This is a genomic window from Bacillus sp. FJAT-25509 (assembly GCF_001420605.1).
GTDB lineage: Bacteria > Bacillota > Bacilli > Bacillales > Bacillaceae_G > Gottfriedia.
Genome location: NZ_LJIZ01000021.1, coordinates 151865 through 169818 on the forward strand (window position 1 = coordinate 151865; position 17954 = coordinate 169818).

13 protein-coding genes are annotated in these 17954 nt (G+C 33.5%); 12 read left to right on the forward strand and 1 reads right to left on the reverse strand.

Going from position 1 to position 17954, the window contains the following annotated elements:
• Positions 1-64 precede the first annotated feature (64 nt).
• From tig to yihA, 5 genes are all read left to right on the forward strand, one after another.
• Positions 65-1345, forward strand: a complete 1281-nt coding sequence (tig, locus tag AN960_RS13845; protein WP_056472479.1) for a trigger factor — start codon at positions 65-67, stop codon at positions 1343-1345.
• Between the two features lie 353 nt (positions 1346-1698).
• The gene (gene clpX / locus AN960_RS13850; protein ID WP_056472482.1) at positions 1699-2970 is read left to right on the forward strand and encodes an ATP-dependent protease ATP-binding subunit ClpX; all 1272 of its coding nucleotides are present in this window, start codon (positions 1699-1701) and stop codon (positions 2968-2970) included.
• A gap of 188 nt (positions 2971-3158) precedes the next feature.
• Positions 3159-4856 (forward strand): ATP-dependent protease LonB, encoded by a 1698-nt coding sequence (lonB, locus tag AN960_RS13855; protein WP_056472485.1) that lies wholly within the window; start codon positions 3159-3161, stop codon positions 4854-4856.
• A 323-nt stretch (positions 4857-5179) separates the two neighbouring features.
• Complete coding sequence (gene lon / locus AN960_RS13860) at positions 5180-7504, forward strand: endopeptidase La (protein WP_056472488.1); 2325 nt, start codon at positions 5180-5182, stop codon at positions 7502-7504.
• Positions 7501-8085 (forward strand): ribosome biogenesis GTP-binding protein YihA/YsxC, encoded by a 585-nt coding sequence (gene yihA / locus AN960_RS13865; RefSeq protein ID WP_056472491.1) that lies wholly within the window; start codon positions 7501-7503, stop codon positions 8083-8085. The genes lon and yihA overlap by 4 nt, the downstream gene beginning before the upstream one ends.
• 381 nt (positions 8086-8466) lie before the next feature.
• Here yihA and AN960_RS13870 read toward each other — a convergent pair whose 3' ends face one another.
• On the reverse strand, positions 8467-8949 hold the full coding sequence (locus AN960_RS13870) for a LiaF transmembrane domain-containing protein (protein ID WP_056472493.1): 483 nt from the start codon (positions 8947-8949) through the stop codon (positions 8467-8469).
• A 218-nt stretch (positions 8950-9167) separates the two neighbouring features.
• Between AN960_RS13870 and hemA the strand changes: the two genes are divergently transcribed.
• The 7 genes from hemA (at position 9168) to AN960_RS13910 (ending at position 17892) form a co-directional block, all read left to right on the forward strand.
• Positions 9168-10520: a glutamyl-tRNA reductase gene (gene hemA / locus AN960_RS13875; protein WP_056472496.1), complete on the forward strand. Its 1353-nt coding sequence runs from the start codon at positions 9168-9170 to the stop codon at positions 10518-10520.
• A gap of 10 nt (positions 10521-10530) precedes the next feature.
• Positions 10531-11364: a cytochrome c biogenesis protein CcsA gene (gene ccsA, locus AN960_RS13880; protein ID WP_056472500.1), complete on the forward strand. Its 834-nt coding sequence runs from the start codon at positions 10531-10533 to the stop codon at positions 11362-11364.
• Between the two features lie 12 nt (positions 11365-11376).
• Complete coding sequence (gene hemC, locus AN960_RS13885) at positions 11377-12309, forward strand: hydroxymethylbilane synthase (RefSeq protein WP_056472503.1); 933 nt, start codon at positions 11377-11379, stop codon at positions 12307-12309.
• Complete coding sequence (locus AN960_RS13890) at positions 12302-13066, forward strand: uroporphyrinogen-III synthase (protein WP_056472506.1); 765 nt, start codon at positions 12302-12304, stop codon at positions 13064-13066. Before hemC ends, AN960_RS13890 begins: the two co-directional genes overlap by 8 nt.
• Before the next feature lie 31 nt (positions 13067-13097).
• Complete coding sequence (gene hemB, locus AN960_RS13895; RefSeq protein ID WP_056472509.1) at positions 13098-14084, forward strand: porphobilinogen synthase; 987 nt, start codon at positions 13098-13100, stop codon at positions 14082-14084.
• A gap of 6 nt (positions 14085-14090) precedes the next feature.
• Positions 14091-15377, forward strand: coding sequence for a glutamate-1-semialdehyde 2,1-aminomutase (gene hemL, locus AN960_RS13900; RefSeq protein WP_056472512.1), 1287 nt, complete (start codon positions 14091-14093; stop codon positions 15375-15377).
• Between the two features lie 631 nt (positions 15378-16008).
• Complete coding sequence (locus tag AN960_RS13910; RefSeq protein ID WP_056472518.1) at positions 16009-17892, forward strand: LysM peptidoglycan-binding domain-containing protein; 1884 nt, start codon at positions 16009-16011, stop codon at positions 17890-17892.
• The last annotated feature ends 62 nt before the right edge of the window (positions 17893-17954 follow it).

Consider the following 17954-nt stretch of genomic DNA (forward strand, 5'->3'; position numbering starts at 1 on the left):
CATGTATAGTACGAAAATACGTAAACACATATATTTTTTTAGATAATTTTGGAGGGAACTAACAATGACTGCTAAATGGGAAAAATTAGAAGCTAACGTTGGTCTATTAACTGTAGAAGTTGAAGCTTCTGAAGTAGATAAAGGTTTAGATGCAGCTTTCAAAAAAGTTGTAAAAACTATCAATGTACCGGGATTCCGTAAAGGTAAATTACCTCGCCCAATTTTCGAACAAAAATTTGGTATTGAAGCACTTTATAATGATGCTTTAGATGTAATTTTACCAGAAGCTTACGGCAAAGCTGTTGAAGAGGTTGGTATTGAGCCAGTTGACCGTCCAGAAGTTGACGTTGAGCAAATGGAAAAAGGTAAAACTTTAATCTTCAAAGCAAAAGTTACTGTAAAACCTGAAGTAAAATTAGGCGAATACAAAGGCTTAGAAGTTGAAGAAATGGATGCAACTGTAACTGACGAAGACGTACAAGCTGAATTAACTACATTACAAGAGCGTCAAGCTGAGTTAGTAGTTAAAGAAGATGGTACTGTTGAAAACGGAAATACAGCTGTAATTGATTTCGAAGGTTTCGTTGATGGCGTAGCTTTCGAAGGTGGAAAAGGTGAAAACTATCCACTAGAAATCGGTTCAGGTTCTTTCATTCCTGGATTTGAAGAAGCTTTAATCGGTACTAAATCTGGTGTAGAAACTGATGTTAATGTAACATTCCCAGAAGAATACCACAGTGCTGAATTAGCAGGAAAAGCTGCTACTTTCAAAGTAACTGTTCATGAAATTAAAGCGAAAGAACTTCCTGAGTTAAACGACGAGTTTGCTAAAGACGTAAATGACGAAGTAGAAACTTTAGAAGATCTTAAAGCTAAAATCAAAAATGATTTAGTTGAATCTAAAAAATCTCAAGCTGAAGGTAGCTTACGTGATGCTTTAGTTCAAAAAGCAGCTGAAAATGCTGAAATCGAAATCCCAGACGTAATGTTCGAAAGCCAAGTTGACCGTATGGTTAAAGACTTTGAACAACGTATTGCACAACAAGGATTAAACTTAGAACTTTACTACCAATTCACAGGTACTAAAGAAGAAGATCTTCGTGCTCAAATGCGTCAAGATGCTGAAGCTCGTGTAAGAATCGACTTAACAATCGATGCAATCATTGAAGCTGAAAAAATCGATGCAACTGAAGAAGAAATGAACGAAGAATTAGCTCGTTTATCTGCAATGTATAACATTCCTTCTGAGCAATTAGTAACTATGCTTGGTGGAACTGACGCTGTACGTGATGATATTCAAATCCGTAAAGCTGTTGAGTTATTAGTTGATAGCAGAAAAAAATAAGCGTTAAATAAACAAATATTGACTTAAACAAGGCGCGAGATTTTTCGTGCCTTGTTTTTAAATAATGAAATATTTGGTAAAGAGAACTGTTTCCTTTAAAATACACATATACATATGTTAGAATCTGTTATACAGATTTTAAAAAATTATTGTGGCTATACTAAAAATAATTCTTCAAAAGAAGGATTATCAGCTTTAGATTAGAATATATATATTCTAAAAATTTAAACAATTTTAGAGTAGTATTTAATTGCTTTGTTTGTTTTGTATGCTATCATATAGCTACAAGATACATATTTTTGGGATTACATACATATTGAGTGTTTTTAGAAATTTTTAGAGGGAGTGAACATATGTTCAAATTTAACGAAGAAAAAGGACAGCTAAAATGTTCGTTCTGTGGGAAGTCACAGTCTCAGGTAAGAAAATTAGTTGCAGGACCTGGTGTATATATTTGTGACGAGTGTATTGAGCTTTGTACTGAAATTGTTCAAGAAGAGCTAGCAAAAGAAGAGGAAGTAGAGTTTAAAGACGTTCCGAAACCGAAAGAAATTTGCGAAATTCTTGATGAATACGTTATCGGTCAGGATAATGCGAAAAAAGCTTTATCTGTTGCTGTTTATAATCATTACAAACGTATTAATTCAAATAGCAAAATTGATGAGGTTGAGTTATCAAAAAGTAATATTGCAATGATTGGGCCAACTGGTAGTGGTAAAACATTATTAGCTCAAACTTTAGCACGAATTTTAAATGTACCATTTGCGATTGCGGATGCAACTTCATTAACAGAAGCTGGGTATGTTGGGGAAGATGTTGAAAACATTCTTTTAAAATTAATCCAAGCAGCTGATTATGATGTAGAACGCGCTGAAAAAGGTATTATTTATATCGATGAAATTGATAAAGTTGCACGTAAGTCTGAAAACCCTTCAATTACACGTGATGTGTCTGGTGAAGGTGTTCAGCAAGCGCTTTTAAAAATTCTTGAAGGAACTGTTGCAAGCGTACCTCCTCAAGGTGGTCGTAAGCATCCTCATCAAGAATTCATTCAAATTGATACGACAAATATTTTATTTATTTGTGGTGGAGCATTTGATGGCATCGAACAAATTATCAAACGCCGTTTAGGTAAAAAGGTAATTGGTTTCAGTGGTGATTCTGAAAAGAGCGATTTAAGCTCAAAAGAAATTTTAAACCACGTATTACCAGAAGACCTATTACGCTTTGGTTTAATTCCAGAGTTCATTGGTCGTTTACCAGTTTTAGCTAATTTAGAGCAACTTGATGAAGCATCATTAGTTGAAATTTTAACTAAACCAAAAAATGCTTTAATTAAGCAATATCAAAAATTACTAGAGCTTGACCAAGTTGATCTTGAGTTTGAGGATAACGCATTAACTGAAATTGCTAAAAAAGCAATTGAGCGTAAAACTGGAGCTCGTGGACTACGTTCGATCATTGAAGGGATTATGTTAGATATTATGTTTGAATTACCTTCACGTGAGGATATTCAAAAATGTATTATCTCAGCAGAAACTGTAAAAACTGGTGCAGCTCCTAAGCTTGTATTAGAAGATGGAACAGAATTAGATTTAAAGAAAAAAGAAAATAAATTAGCATAAGTAAAAAACCAAATGCATTTGCATTTGGTTTTTTATTTTGACTTTATTTAAGTGAGTTTTTTTAATCTTTCTTAAATGATTAAAAACTTTACTCGGTAAACCTTGCCTTTAATTTTTAAAATTTGGTTTATCCTTCCATTTAGAGGGCGATACTAAAATTAATTTCTACTTCAGTGGAGGGGTAAATAATGAGTTTAACAACTATTATATTATTAGCTCAATTAGCATTAGGTACAATCGTTGCATTGTATTTTATTCATTTATTAAAAGGTCAACGAACAACTAAAGTTTCGATTGACAGAGAATCAAAAAAAGAAATGGAGCAGTTACGTAAATTAAAGTCAATCTCTTTAACTGTTCCGTTAGCAGAGAGAGTTAGACCAACTACTTTTGATGATATAGTTGGCCAAGAGGATGGAATAAAAGCGTTAAAAGCTTCACTTTGCAGTGCTAATCCTCAACATGTGATCATTTATGGGCCACCTGGTGTCGGAAAAACGGCAGCAGCTAGACTTGTATTAGAAGAAGCGAAAAAGAGCCCAAATACTCCTTTTAAACAAGATGCAGTATTTATAGAATTAGACGCTACAACTGCTCGATTTGATGAAAGAGGGATTGCGGATCCTTTAATTGGTTCAGTTCACGATCCAATTTATCAAGGTGCAGGGGCGATGGGGCAAGCAGGCGTTCCTCAACCTAAAAAAGGAGCAGTAACCGACGCGCATGGCGGGATTTTATTTATTGATGAAATTGGCGAGCTTCATCCAATTCAAATGAACAAAATGCTTAAGGTACTTGAAGACCGAAAAGTAAAATTTGAGAGTGCATACTACCAAGAAGAAAATCCTTCTATACCCGCACATATTCATGAAATTTTCAAACACGGTTTACCAGCGGATTTCAGGTTAGTTGGTGCAACAACAAGATCACCAGAAGATATCCCACCAGCAATTCGTTCACGTTGTTTAGAAATATTTTTTAGAGAATTAGAACAGGATGAAATTCAAGCAGTAGCTAAACGTTCTGCTGAAAAAATTGAATTAAGCCTCTCGGAAAAAGCTTTAGAATTAGTCGGTACATATGCAAAAAATGGTCGTGAAGCGATTAACTTAATTCAGTTAGCTGGCGGAATGGTTTTAACTTCTGGTCGAAAAGAATTAATAGAAGATGATATTGGTTGGGTTGTTTCTGTAAGTCGTTTATCACCAAGACTTGTTAACAAAATTCCAGAAGCACCAACTGTAGGATTAGTAAACGGTTTAGCTGTTTATGGTGCAAATATTGGTGCATTGCTACCGATTGAAGTAAGTGCAATGAAGGCAAAAGAAATCGGTAAAGGTTCAATTACAATTACTGGGATTGTTGAAGAAGAAAGCTTAGGTAATCAAGCTAAATCTATTCGAAGAAAAAGTATGGCAAAAGGCTCTTTAGAAAATGTTACGACAATCTTACGTAAAATTGGTGTACCAATCGATGATTTTACGATTCACATTAATTTTCCAAGCGGCGCATTAATTGATGGCCCATCTGCAGGGATTGCCATGGTAGTAGGCATTTTTTCAGCGGTTAATAATGTTCCAGTATTAAATACAATCGCTTTGACTGGCGAAATGAGCATTCAAGGTGATGTAAAACCAGTTGGTGGTGTTCCAGAAAAAGTAAAGGCAGCTGTTAAAGCAGGAGCAACTAAAATTATTGTACCGAAAGAAAACGATCAAGCTACATTACATCAATATAAAGATGTAGAAATATTAGCAGTAGATCGCATTGAAAAAGTTCTTCATGAAGTCTTTAAAGATAATTGGAAATTTGAAGTACCAACTCAAACAAAAACTGATTTCCAACAATTAACATTGTTTGAAGAGAATCAATCGCAATCTATGTAGATAAAAATAAGTGTTCGAATCATTTCATTTTGAATAAATAAAGAATACAAACTATTTTTGCATTCTATTTTTCAATGAAGTGATCGAACACTTTTTATTTTGTGGAAATACATTCTATATGATTTAATCTTATTACGAGTCTTACTGCGTATTTTTAGTAAAAATCAAGATTATCGCTAAAAACATTTATTTATGGTATGTTTCTAGGCAGTTGTTGATTGATTATATTGCTTCTTTATTTCTTTTGATGCATATCATTGTAAATGATATATATGTTAAGGTAAAATAACTAAATAGAATGAAAAACATGGAGGTGTAACGTGATGAATGTTACAAAAGAAAAAGTTGTACCCCTCCTACCTTTAAGAGGAATTAGTGTATTTCCTGCCACTATTGCACATCTAGATGTAGGAAGAACGAAATCGATAAAAGCTATACAAGAAGCTGATGAGTTAGATCATTTAATTTTTGTTGTTACTCAAATAGATGCAGATACTGAAAATCCAAAGATCGATGAATTATACCAATTTGGAACTTTAGCTAAATTAACACAAAAAATTACACTTCCAAATGGTACTGTTCGTATTACTGTCGAAGGATTACACAGAGGAAAAATCAAATCAATTATTGATCAAAATGATTTCTTAACTGCAAAGGTAGAAGAATATCCAGATGTAGAAGATGAATCTAAAGAGCTTCGTGCTTTAATGAGAACTTTATTGCAGCATTTTAAACAATACAGTAAATTATCGAAGCGAATTTTGCCAGAGACAATTGCATCAATTGTTAAGCAAGACCATCCAGGTAAACTTGCAGATGCAATGATCGATTCAATTCCATTAAGGGAAGAAGAAAAACAAAAAATATTAGCAACAATTGATGTTACTGAACGAATACATATTATCTTAAATTTCCTTCAAGATGAAAAAGAATTACTAAAGCTTGAGGAAAAGATTGGTCTACAAGTTAAGAAAAATATTGATAAAACTCAAAAAGAATATTTCTTAAGAGAGCAATTAAAGGTTATTCAACGCGAATTAGGTGATCGTGAAGGTAAAACTGAAGAAGTTGATAAGTTTTTAACAAAAATCGAAGAGGCAAATATGCCTGAAGAAACAAAGGAAGTAGTACTAAAAGAGTTAGCTAGATATGAGAAACTACCTCCTAATGCTGCAGAAGCAGGTGTAGTTCGTACATATTTAGATTGGATGGTAGCTCTACCATGGTCTAAGCAAACAGAAGACACACTGGATATACATCGTTCTGAAAAGATACTGAATAATGAACATGAAGGTCTTGAAAAAGTAAAAGAAAGAATATTAGAATATCTAGCTGTTCAACAACTTACGAATTCATTACGTGGTCCAATTTTATGTTTAGCAGGTCCTCCTGGAGTTGGTAAAACATCTTTAGCGAAATCAATCGCAAACGCTCTGTCTAGAAACTTTGTACGTGTATCTCTAGGTGGTGTAAGAGATGAATCAGAAATAAGAGGCCATAGAAGAACATACATCGGAGCTATGCCAGGTCGAATTATCCAAGGGATGAAGAAAGCAGGAACAAATAACCCTGTATTCTTACTTGATGAAATTGATAAAATGTCGAGCGATTTTAGAGGGGATCCGGCATCAGCAATGTTAGAAGTATTGGACCCTGAACAAAATCATACATTTAGTGATCATTACATCGAAGAGCCATTTGATTTATCTCAAGTTTTATTTGTAGCAACTGCAAATGATTTATCAACTATTCCAGGTCCATTACGTGATCGAATGGAGATAATTACTTTATCTGGATATACTGAACTTGAAAAAGTTAATATAGCTAAAAAACATTTATTCCCTAAAAAATTAGCAGAGCATGGCTTAAATAAATCTACTGTACAAATTCGCGAAAGTGCCCTGAGTGCAATTATTCGTCATTATACACGTGAAGCTGGAGTAAGATCGTTAGAGCGAGTTCTTGCGACACTATGTAGAAAAGCTGCTAAGTTGATTGTTTCAAACGAAAGACAAAAAATAATATTTACCGATAAAAATATTGAAGAATTTTTAGGTAAGAAAACATTCTCTTATGGTCAAATGGAAAGCGAAGACCAAATTGGTGTAGCGACAGGTTTAGCGTATACTGCATTTGGTGGAGACACACTTTCTATAGAAGTATCACTATATCCTGGAAAGGGTAAGCTAACTTTAACTGGTAAGCTAGGGGATGTAATGAAGGAGTCAGCACAGGCTGCGTTTAGCTATATTCGCTCAAAAGCAGAAGAGCTGAATATTGACCAAAACTTCCATGAGAAATATGATATTCATATTCATGTTCCTGAAGGTGCAGTTCCAAAAGATGGCCCTTCAGCAGGTATAACGATGGCAACAGCATTGATTTCAGCATTAACAAATAAACCAATCCGCAAAGAGGTTGGAATGACTGGTGAAATCACATTACGTGGTCGCGTATTACCAATAGGTGGATTAAAAGAAAAAATGCTTAGTGCGCATCGAGCAGGCTTAACGACTGTTATCATACCAAAAGAAAATGAAAAAGATTTAGAAGATGTACCACCAATGGTGAAAGAAGGTTTAACTGTTATACCTGTTTCCCATTTAGATGAAGTGCTTGTGCATGCAATAGTAGGAGTGAAAAAATGAAAGTAACAACAGCGGATATTGTCATTAGTGCAGTCCGACCAAATCAATATCCAGAAACACAGTTTCCTGAAATCGCTTTGGCAGGTCGTTCAAATGTTGGGAAATCTTCATTTATAAATAAAATGTTAAATCGTAAGGCATTAGCCCGAACATCATCAAAACCTGGAAAAACTCAAACATTAAATTTCTTCCTAATTAATGAACAGCTTTTCTACGTTGACGTACCAGGTTATGGTTATGCTAAAGTTTCCAAAAAGGAACGAGAAGCATGGGGGAAAATGATCGAAACATATATTACAACTCGTGAGCAATTAAGAGCTGTTATTTTATTAGTTGATCTACGTCATTCACCAACAGAAGATGATGTCATGATGTATGATTTCTTAAAGCATTACGGAATCCCAGTCATTATAGTAGGAACAAAAGCAGATAAAATCCCTAAAGGAAAATGGGATAAACATGCAAAAGTGGTTCGTGAAAAGTTAAAGATTGAAGAAGGCGATGAATTAATTTTATTCTCATCTGAAACTGGTATGGGTAAAGAAAAAGCATGGTCAGTAATTGATCGTATGTGTAAATAAAAAATGCTGGTGGCTAAAAGGCCACCAGCATTTTTTTGTGTCCAGGTCTCGAGCAACCTGTTAGTATTTTTAGTTTAAAATAATCCTTAATAAAAGCTTTTTTAGTTATCTTTTTTAATAAAATTTTCCTAGCAATAAATTAACAATTAGTAGAATTCAATTTACATTCCCTTAGCTTTGGAATATTTAATTGTTCATTTAAATTTGGAAAGGTTTCTAGTTCTAAAATATGTATGGTTATTGAACCAAAAGAAACAATTAGAATAGATAGAATTATAATTGAAGCATAATTAAATGATACAAATTTTTTCCAAAGTACAAGGAAGTATACAAAGAATATTCCTCTTTTTAAAACGGCTAGTTATGTATAAAAAAGAATGTTTATTTTTTAGAAAATAGAAGATATAAACCGACAACAGCAATTAATATTGGCCAATATTGCTGGAAATAAGAGACTTGTGATTGAAGCGAACTTAGCATTGTTGCAAGCTTTTCATTAAAAAGGAAAAATAGAGACATAATAAATAATAGTAAACCTGGTAATAGCTCACCTTTTCCATTTCGAGATTGTAGCAACATTCCGATTGAAATGATGAGTGTAAGAACCGACCAATGGTTTGGCCAAGTTTGAAAATGTTCGATGGCATAAAAATGAATGCCAAATCCAAGGACGACTATTCCTGGAAATACATAATGGTATTCTCTTCCTTTAAAAGCTTGAACGAGAAGTGCAATTCCAGTAATCAAGATCGGAGTCGTCCAAAATGTAAAAATGTGTAAAGCTGGGACTTGCCATTTTGAAATAAGATAATAAATGCCAAAGCCAATTAATAGGATTCCAATAAATAATCGATTTTTTTTCATAACAACTCCTGTTTAACATTATTTGTAATCACTTTTATTTTAAAATTATTGTATAATAAAATTTGTGAACATTTAATAGTATAAATCGGATTAAAAATTCTACAAAATATTACATTTATGATAGCATATTGATGTAGAACATAGATATGATATTTTGATAAGTAAAGATAGATATAAAAACACAAGTTTGTACAAAGTTTTTAGGGGGGCTTTAGGGCATGCACATCATAACAATAGGGATTAATTATAAGACTGCCCCAGTTGAAGTGCGAGAAAGGGTAGCATTTGCTCCAAATGAACTACAGGACGCAATGAACTCATTAAAAAATGAAAAAAGCATTTTGGAAAACATTATTGTTTCTACTTGTAATCGTACGGAGATTTATGCAGTTGTCGATCAAATTCATACTGGTCAATATTATATGAAACGCTTTTTGTTACAACGTTTTGGCTTAAAAGACGAGGAATTATCACCATATTTAATCATTAAAACCGGAGATGATGCAATCAACCATTTATTCACTGTAGCAAGTGGTTTAGATTCAATGGTAATTGGTGAGACTCAAATTCTTGGACAAGTAAAAGATAGTTATTTACTTGCTCAAGAGAATAATGTAATTGGTACGATTTTTAATCAATTATTTAAGCAAGCAATTACATTTGCAAAAAAAGTTCACTCAGAAACTGGAATCGGTGAAAATGCTGTATCTGTAAGTTATGCTGCTGTAGAGCTTTCAAAAAAGATTTTTAGCAATTTAAAAGGCTGCAATGTACTGATTGTTGGAGCTGGGAAAATGAGTAACTTAGCTTTACAAAACTTGTATTCTCAAGGTGTAGGGAAAGTTACAGTTATTAACCGAACTGTTGAAAATGCAGTTAGACTTGCAGACCAATTTAATGGAATCGGAAAAGGGTTAGAATCACTTGAAAATGCTCTAAAAGAAGCAGATATCGTTATTAGTTCAACTGGATCAAAAGAATACGTGATTACGGAAAAAATGATTCGTCGAATTGAAAAATCAAGAAAAGGTAACCCGCTATTCTTAGTCGATATCGCTGTTCCAAGAGATATTGAACCATCAATTCATCATATTGATAGTGCATTCTTGTATGATATTGATGATCTTCAAGGAATTGTTGCAGAGAATTTAGCAGAACGTGAACGCGAGGCAGTAAAAATTAAAAAGTCAATAACTGAAGAAATTGATATTTTCCAATCTTGGTTATCAATGTTAGGTGTTGTTCCAGTAATCTCTGCATTACGTGAAAAGGCGTTAGATATTCAAGCAGATACAATGAGTAGTCTAGAGAGAAAGCTACCTCATTTATCCGAAAGAGATTTAAAAATTATTCAAAAGCACACAAAAAGTATCGTAAATCAACTTTTACGAGATCCAATTATGAAAGCTAAAGAAATGGGTACATCTAAACACTCAGAAGCACAAATTGCCCTTTTTAAAGAAATTTTTAGTCTAGATGAAATTTTCCAAGAATCTAAAGATGAAAAACACATGCAAACTAACAAAGAAAAAGAGACTATTTCTTTAAAACAAAATTTAGGTTTTTTATGAGGTTTAGCTAGTGGCGCTTTTGGAAAGTAGTTTTATCTATCATTTATTAATCTTATTGTTTGCATGGAGTATCGTTTTTTCTTTTATAGATTTTATAGATTCAAATAGGATGGCAAGTCGAGTAGCATTTTATTTGCTAGCGATTGTTTGGGTGTTTTCTTCTGTTTTAATGATTTACACTATTAGCCAATACAGTTTATACTCCTTTATTACTTCCAGAGAAGGGCTATATATTTATGTATGGATCATAATATCACTTTCAATGGTTATTAATTGGGTAGTAAAACTAGAGTACTTAGTTTTCTTTACAAATGTTGTTTCATTTTTAGTATTTTCATTATCAATTTTAATTCCGAAGGCGGGTAAAACAGCTACTTTAGTCGATCAGTTAAAATCGGAGTTATTATATATCCATATTGGACTTGCTTTCTTAGCATACGGTGCTTTTACCCTGTCCTTTATTTTTTCAGTTATGTACATTTTTCAATATGTATTACTAAAAAAGAAGAAATGGTCAACACATTTAAAGAAATTGGGGAGTTTAGGTAAGTTGGAAAAAATGTTTATTACATTTAACTTATTTGGAGTTCCACTAATGCTAACTTCCCTTATTTTAGGTGTTATTTGGGCGAGTATTCGAGTACACACATTTGTTTGGTATGATATGAAAGTAATAGGCTCATTTTTCGTTTTAATCATGTATAGTACATTTATGTATTTAAAGGTAAGCAACCGTTTCTATGGCAAATCTCTTTGCATATTTAACATCTGTTGCTTCTTAGTTTTGTTCGGAAATTATGTTGTTTCAAATCTATATTCAAAGTTTCATTTATGGAGTACGTAAGGAGATGTAACAATGCGTAAAATAATAGTTGGTACAAGAAGAAGTAAACTAGCATTAACACAAACTAAATGGTTTGTAGAGAAACTAAAAGAAGTAGCACCCGATTATGAATTTGAGTTAAAGGAGATCGTTACAAAAGGTGATGTAATACTTGATGTAACGCTTTCAAAGGTTGGAGGAAAAGGTTTATTCGTTAAAGAAATTGAACATGCAATGCTAACGAGTGAAATTGATTTAGCTGTACATAGTATGAAGGATATGCCGGCTATTTTACCTGAAGGTTTGATGATTGGATGTACTCCAAAACGTGTTGATCCTAGAGATGCGCTACTTTCAAATAGTGGAAAAGGTTTAATGGAACTTGAAGAAGGAGCAATTGTCGGTACAAGTAGTTTAAGAAGAAGTGCTCAAATTAAAGCAGTTCGTCCAGATCTACAAATCAAATGGATTCGTGGAAATATCGATACACGTATTCAAAAGCTAAAGGATAATGAATATGATGCGATTATTCTTGCAGCAGCTGGTTTAACTAGAATGGGTTGGGCTGAAGAAAGTATAACTGAATACATTGATGAAACAATCTGTGTACCAGCAGTAGGCCAAGGTTCACTTGCAATCGAATGTCGTGAAAATGATACAGAAATCCGTGAATTACTAAATAGACTGAATGATGAATTAACATATACAACAGTAGAAGCTGAACGTGTATTTCTTCATAAAATGGAAGGTGGTTGCCAAGTTCCTATTGCTGGATTTGCAACGATCGATGAAAAAGATGAAATCTCGCTAACAGCATTAGTAGCTAAACCAGATGGAACAATTATCTTAAAAGAAACTGTTAAAGGTACTGATCCAACTGAAATTGGTGAAAAAGCTGCAAATCTATTAATTGAACGTGGAGCAAAGGATATTATTGATTCTGTAAAAGAGGCAGCGGATGAATAATTCCTTAAATGGAATGAAAATATTAGTGACAAGGGCAGAGCACCAAGCTGATGAATTCAATCAATTAATTCATCAGTTTGGTGGTTGTCCTATTAATCTTCCACTTCAAAAAATAGTTAAAAGTGATATTTCAATGAATGAATTGGAAAAATTAGTACTTGAAACAGAATGGATTTTATTCACAAGTGTTAATTCAGTAAATTACTTTGTGCAAAACGTTACAAAGGATCTTAAACAAAAAATTCTTCAAAAAAAAATTGGTGCTGTCGGGGAAAAAACAAAGAATCGATTAATTGAAGAAGGATTTGAAGTAGCTTTCCTTCCAAGTCAATTTACTGGTAAAACATTTGCTTCTGAGTTAAGTTACATAGTAGAAAAAGGAACAAAATTTTTATTTTTACGTGGCTCTTTAGCGAGTGATAACGTACCAAAAATACTAGGAGAAAATGGTCATGTAGTTAATTTATTAACCGTTTATGAAACCATTGCAAATCTAGGGATTAAAAATGAACTGTTAAATTTATTAATAAATAAAAAACTTGATGTGATTACATTTTTGAATCCATTTAGTGTAGAACAGTTTTGTTTTTTGATTGGAAATGCATTTAGTATGGAAGATTTAAAGAACATTCAAATTGCTTGTATCGGCGAAGTAACCGCGCAAAAAGCTAGAGAAAAAGGTTTGAATAATATTATTGTTCCTAGTAAATTTACAACAGAGGCTTTAATTAAAAAAATAGTAGATGATATTGATTAATCAGTTCGTCTTTAAAAAGAAGGAGAAAAAAATGACTTATTCTATTCCGTTTGATCGTCACCGTCGTTTAAGAAGCACACAAGCATTACGCTCTATGGTTAGAGAGACACATTTACATAAAGAAGATTTTATTTATCCTCTTTTTGTTGTTGAAGGACAAGGGGTTAAAAATCCTATTAGTTCAATGCCAGGTGTATTTCAATTTTCGTTAGATGAATTAAAAAAAGAAATGGATGAAATTGTATCATTAGGTATAAAATCTGTCATATTCTTTGGTATTCCTGATGTTAAAGACGCAGTAGGTTCAGAAGCTTATTGTGCAACTGGAATTGTTCAACGTGCGATTTCACAAACAAAAGAACAATATCCTGAAATGATTGTTATTGCAGATACATGTTTATGTGAGTATACAGATCATGGACATTGTGGAGTTTTAGAAGATGGGTATGTTAATAATGATGAATCGTTAATACTATTAGCAAAAACAGCTGTAAGCCAAGCACAAGCTGGCGCAGATATTATTGCTCCTTCAAATATGATGGATGGATTCGTAGCAACAATTCGTCATGCATTAGATGAAGCTGGATTTGATAATATTCCAATTATGTCATATGCGGTAAAATATGCTTCAGCATTTTATGGACCATTCCGTGAGGCAGCTCAAAGTGCTCCAGGACAAGGTGATCGTAAAGCATATCAAATGGACCCTGCCAATCGTTTAGAAGCATTCCGTGAAGCAGAATCAGATACAGTTGAAGGTGCAGATTTCTTAATCATTAAACCAGCTCTTTCATATTTAGATATCATTCGTGATATCAGAAATAACTATCACCAACCAATCGTTGCTTATAATGTTAGTGGAGAATATGCAATGGTTAAAGCTGCTGCTATAAATGGTTGGATTGAAGAAGAAAAGGTTGTAATGGAAAAATTAATTAGTATGAAACGTGCTGGTGCAGATATGATTATGACTTATCATGCTAAAGATGCTTGCAGATGGTTATCAGAAGGGAAGTAATAATAAATGAGATCATATAACAAGTCAATTGAAGCGTTTGAAGAGGCTAAACAAGTACTTCCTGGCGGAGTAAATAGTCCTGTACGTGCATTTAAAAGTGTTAATATGTCACCAATTTTTATGAGCCATGGAAAAGGTTCTAAAATATATGATATTGACGGAAATGAGTATATTGATTATGTACTATCATGGGGACCACTAATTTTAGGTCACTCAAATGAGCGTGTAGTTGAAGGCTTAAAGCGAACAGCAGAAACTGGAACTAGCTTTGGGGCACCAACATTAAAAGAAACAGAATTAGCTAAGCTTGTGATCGAGAGAGTACCTTCGATAGAAGTTGTTCGAATGGTAAACTCAGGAACAGAAGCGACAATGAGTGCTTTACGTCTTGCTCGCGGATTTACTGGTCGAAATAAAATTTTAAAATTTGAAGGCTGCTACCACGGACATGGTGACTCTTTATTAATTAAAGCTGGTTCTGGTGTTGCTACACTTGGATTACCAGATAGCCCTGGTGTACCTGAAGGTGTTGCATCTAATACAATCACTGTTCCTTATAATGATTTAGAAAGTATAAGATATGCTTTTGAACAATATGGAGATGACCTAGCAGCGGTTATTGTTGAGCCGGTTGCAGGTAATATGGGTGTTGTTCCACCAGTTGAAGGTTTCTTACAAGGCTTAAGAGAAATTACGACTCAATATGGTACATTATTGATATTTGATGAAGTTATGACTGGCTTCCGTGTAGGTTATAATTGTGCTCAAGGTCATTTTGGTGTAACACCTGATATCACTTGCTTAGGAAAAGTAATCGGTGGAGGATTACCAGTAGGTGCATATGGTGGTAAAGCTGAAATTATGAATCAAATTGCTCCAAGTGGCCCGATTTATCAAGCTGGAACTCTTTCAGGAAATCCTTTAGCGATGACGGCTGGTTTCGAAACATTAAGTCAGCTATCTAAAGAAGATTATGTAGAATTTAACCGTAAAGCTGATCTACTAGAAGCAGGTTATAAAGCTGCAGCTGAAAAATACAATATTCCACATTGTATTAATCGTGCAGGTTCAATGGTTGGATTTTTCTTCACAAACGAAAAAGTTGAAAATTACGAAACAGCAAAAACTTCTAATTTAGAAATGTTTGCTAAATACTATCAACTAATGGCTGAACAAGGTGTCTTCTTACCACCATCACAATTTGAAGGTCTATTCCTATCAACTTCACATACAGACGAAGATATTCAAAAAACGATTGCAGCTGCTGAATACGCATTTTCGCAATTAGTTTAATTTAAAGTGGTGTCCTCTTTTAGAGGCACCATTTTTTGTTATAGCAAAATAGAGTTAGTAAAGTTTTAGTAGAATGATTGTAGAGAAAAATAGAGAAGTTCAAGCCGCCAATAGATGTAGAGAATCGCAAATAAGATGACGATCTGTGCAAAAATAGATAAGGAGAAGTTGCAAATAAGATGACAACCTATGCAAAAAATTGAAGTGAATCTACAAAGAAAAGTAAACTGCAAATAAAATCCTCAAATCGCAAATAAAATCAGAGCATCGCTAATATGATTAGCAAAACTGCAATAAAATCTCGAAGAAAAATCTATAAATATAATCCATTATAGTAATTGCGAATAAAAAGCATCCTATGGTTACCCGTATTAGTATTTAGTAATTAATTTTAATGACTTATATTGCCCATTTTTCTCTTTAGTTTTTCTGATACTATTCGTCCAGTGCTTCCCAAATCTTACTTTTGATTTTTCTTTTTCCCATTCCTTTATTACTGTTTTTCTTTAATCCTTCGATTATTAAACCTTTCTTAATATAAAATAACAATCTTTTCTTCATAAATTTTTCGTTTCTTTCATAAAAATGTAATGTCATAGACCAAATTGGACGATGAGAGGAGGACATTAAGGTGTCTTCAGAAAATCAAACAAACATTCGCTTTTCATTGAAAGAAACTGTCTGGTTCCAAAAAGGACAGGAAGTTAAAGAGGTAAGGTCACTCTCGTTAAATCCAGACATTACTATACAGCAATTTGAAGAATATGTTCAGGTGAAGGGTGTCTTAACCTTAGAAGGTAATTACACACCTGATTTGGCGAATCAAGGTGATTATTATTCATTAAGAGAACTAGCACCTTCAAGAATGATTGAAAATGTAATCGCTCTTGAAGATGGAAGTTGTGAATTGAGTCATCAGTTCCCTGTAGATATTTCAATACCATTAACTAGAATTACTGATCTTGAAAATCTATGTGTTTCTGTAGAGACATTTGATTATCAATTAGCTGAAAAAGGAAGTATTCAAATTGCTGCTGATTTATGTATTTCTGGTCTACACGACCATAATAGGGCAGTAGAAACTTATCAAGAACAAAGAGGCTATGAGCAATATAATAACTACTCATACGAAAATGAATATCGCTCAAGTAATGAGGGAAATGAAGGATATGAGTATCAGCCAGAAAGAGAACAAGAAGAACAATTCCAGTTCTTTCATCAACCAACTTCGGAACAGGAAGCAAGTGAACAAAATAATCTTTACGGCAGTGATTGGATTCAATCCCTTGAAGAGAATGATGAACAAGAAGAACAAGACACATATCCTGGGCAACCTACTTACTTAGAGGTTTTTCAGCCTGAAGAAGTAGTTGAAGATCGAGTCGAAGAAGTTGAAAATGAAGTGGAACATTATTATGAGTTAGTAGAAAGCAATGAACAAAGTTTTGAAGAGGAACAACAAGTCGAAGAACAATTTAATGTTGAAATTATGGCTCAGTCAGAGCAGTCAGAACAGTTAGAAGAACAATCAGAAGCCCAAGAGGAAGAAGAATATGAAGACGTATTTAGAGGCTTTAATATATCAGCCGAAGCAATGGAGCCACAAGTGTTTGAACCACAAGCAATGGAACCACAAGCAATGGAACCACAAGCAATGGAACCACAAGCAATGGAACCACAAGCAATGGAACCGCAAGCAGTGGAACCGCAAGTAATGGAGCCACAAGCAGTGGAAACAACCCCGAGCTTCTTAATGAATAATAATGATGCAGAAGCTAGTCAAAGTGTAAATGATGCACAGGAATCTAACAGTGTAAATAATAAGTATAATGAGCGACCTAGTTTCTTGAATAATGATTTTAATGTACACAGCTATTTAAACAATTCATTAAATAGTAGACCTAGCTTCTTAGATAATGATTTTAGCACTTTACAAAATGCTAGTAATGAAAGTAATGCTCAAAAAGAAATAGAAAAATATGAAGAACTATATAATCGAACTTTAGAGCAAAACTATCAACCATATGTTAACCAACAATTTCAGCAAGCACCATTTGCATATAATCAAAATCAGCAACAATACTATCAAAATCCATTCCCTCAAGTAAATCAAGAAAATTCTTTCGTGAGTCCAAATGATGATGTTCGTCAAACACCACCTTATTATGCGGATTATTATCAAGCTCAAGTAGAGCAACAAGAAGCACCACCTGAATTACCAAAAGTAGAAATAAAAGCTGAACCAGTTGTAAACAAGGAAGTAAAAGAAGAAGTAAGCGAAGCAAGAAGTGTTAAAAGTGACAATCTACTTTCAAGTTTGTTTACAGGCGAAGGAAGAGAAGATTCTTATACAAAATTAAAATTATATTTAGCTCAAAATGGAGATACAATTGAATCCGTAGCTAAAAAATATAACTTACAAACTCAGCAGTTAAATCGTGTTAATAACTTGAATGATGAATTTTTATCAGAAGGGCAAATCATTTATATTCCCGTAACTGCAATAAAACAATAACAATATGGTGAGAGCTTTGTATTAGTTAAGACACTTGTCTACTAATACAAGGCTTTTACGCA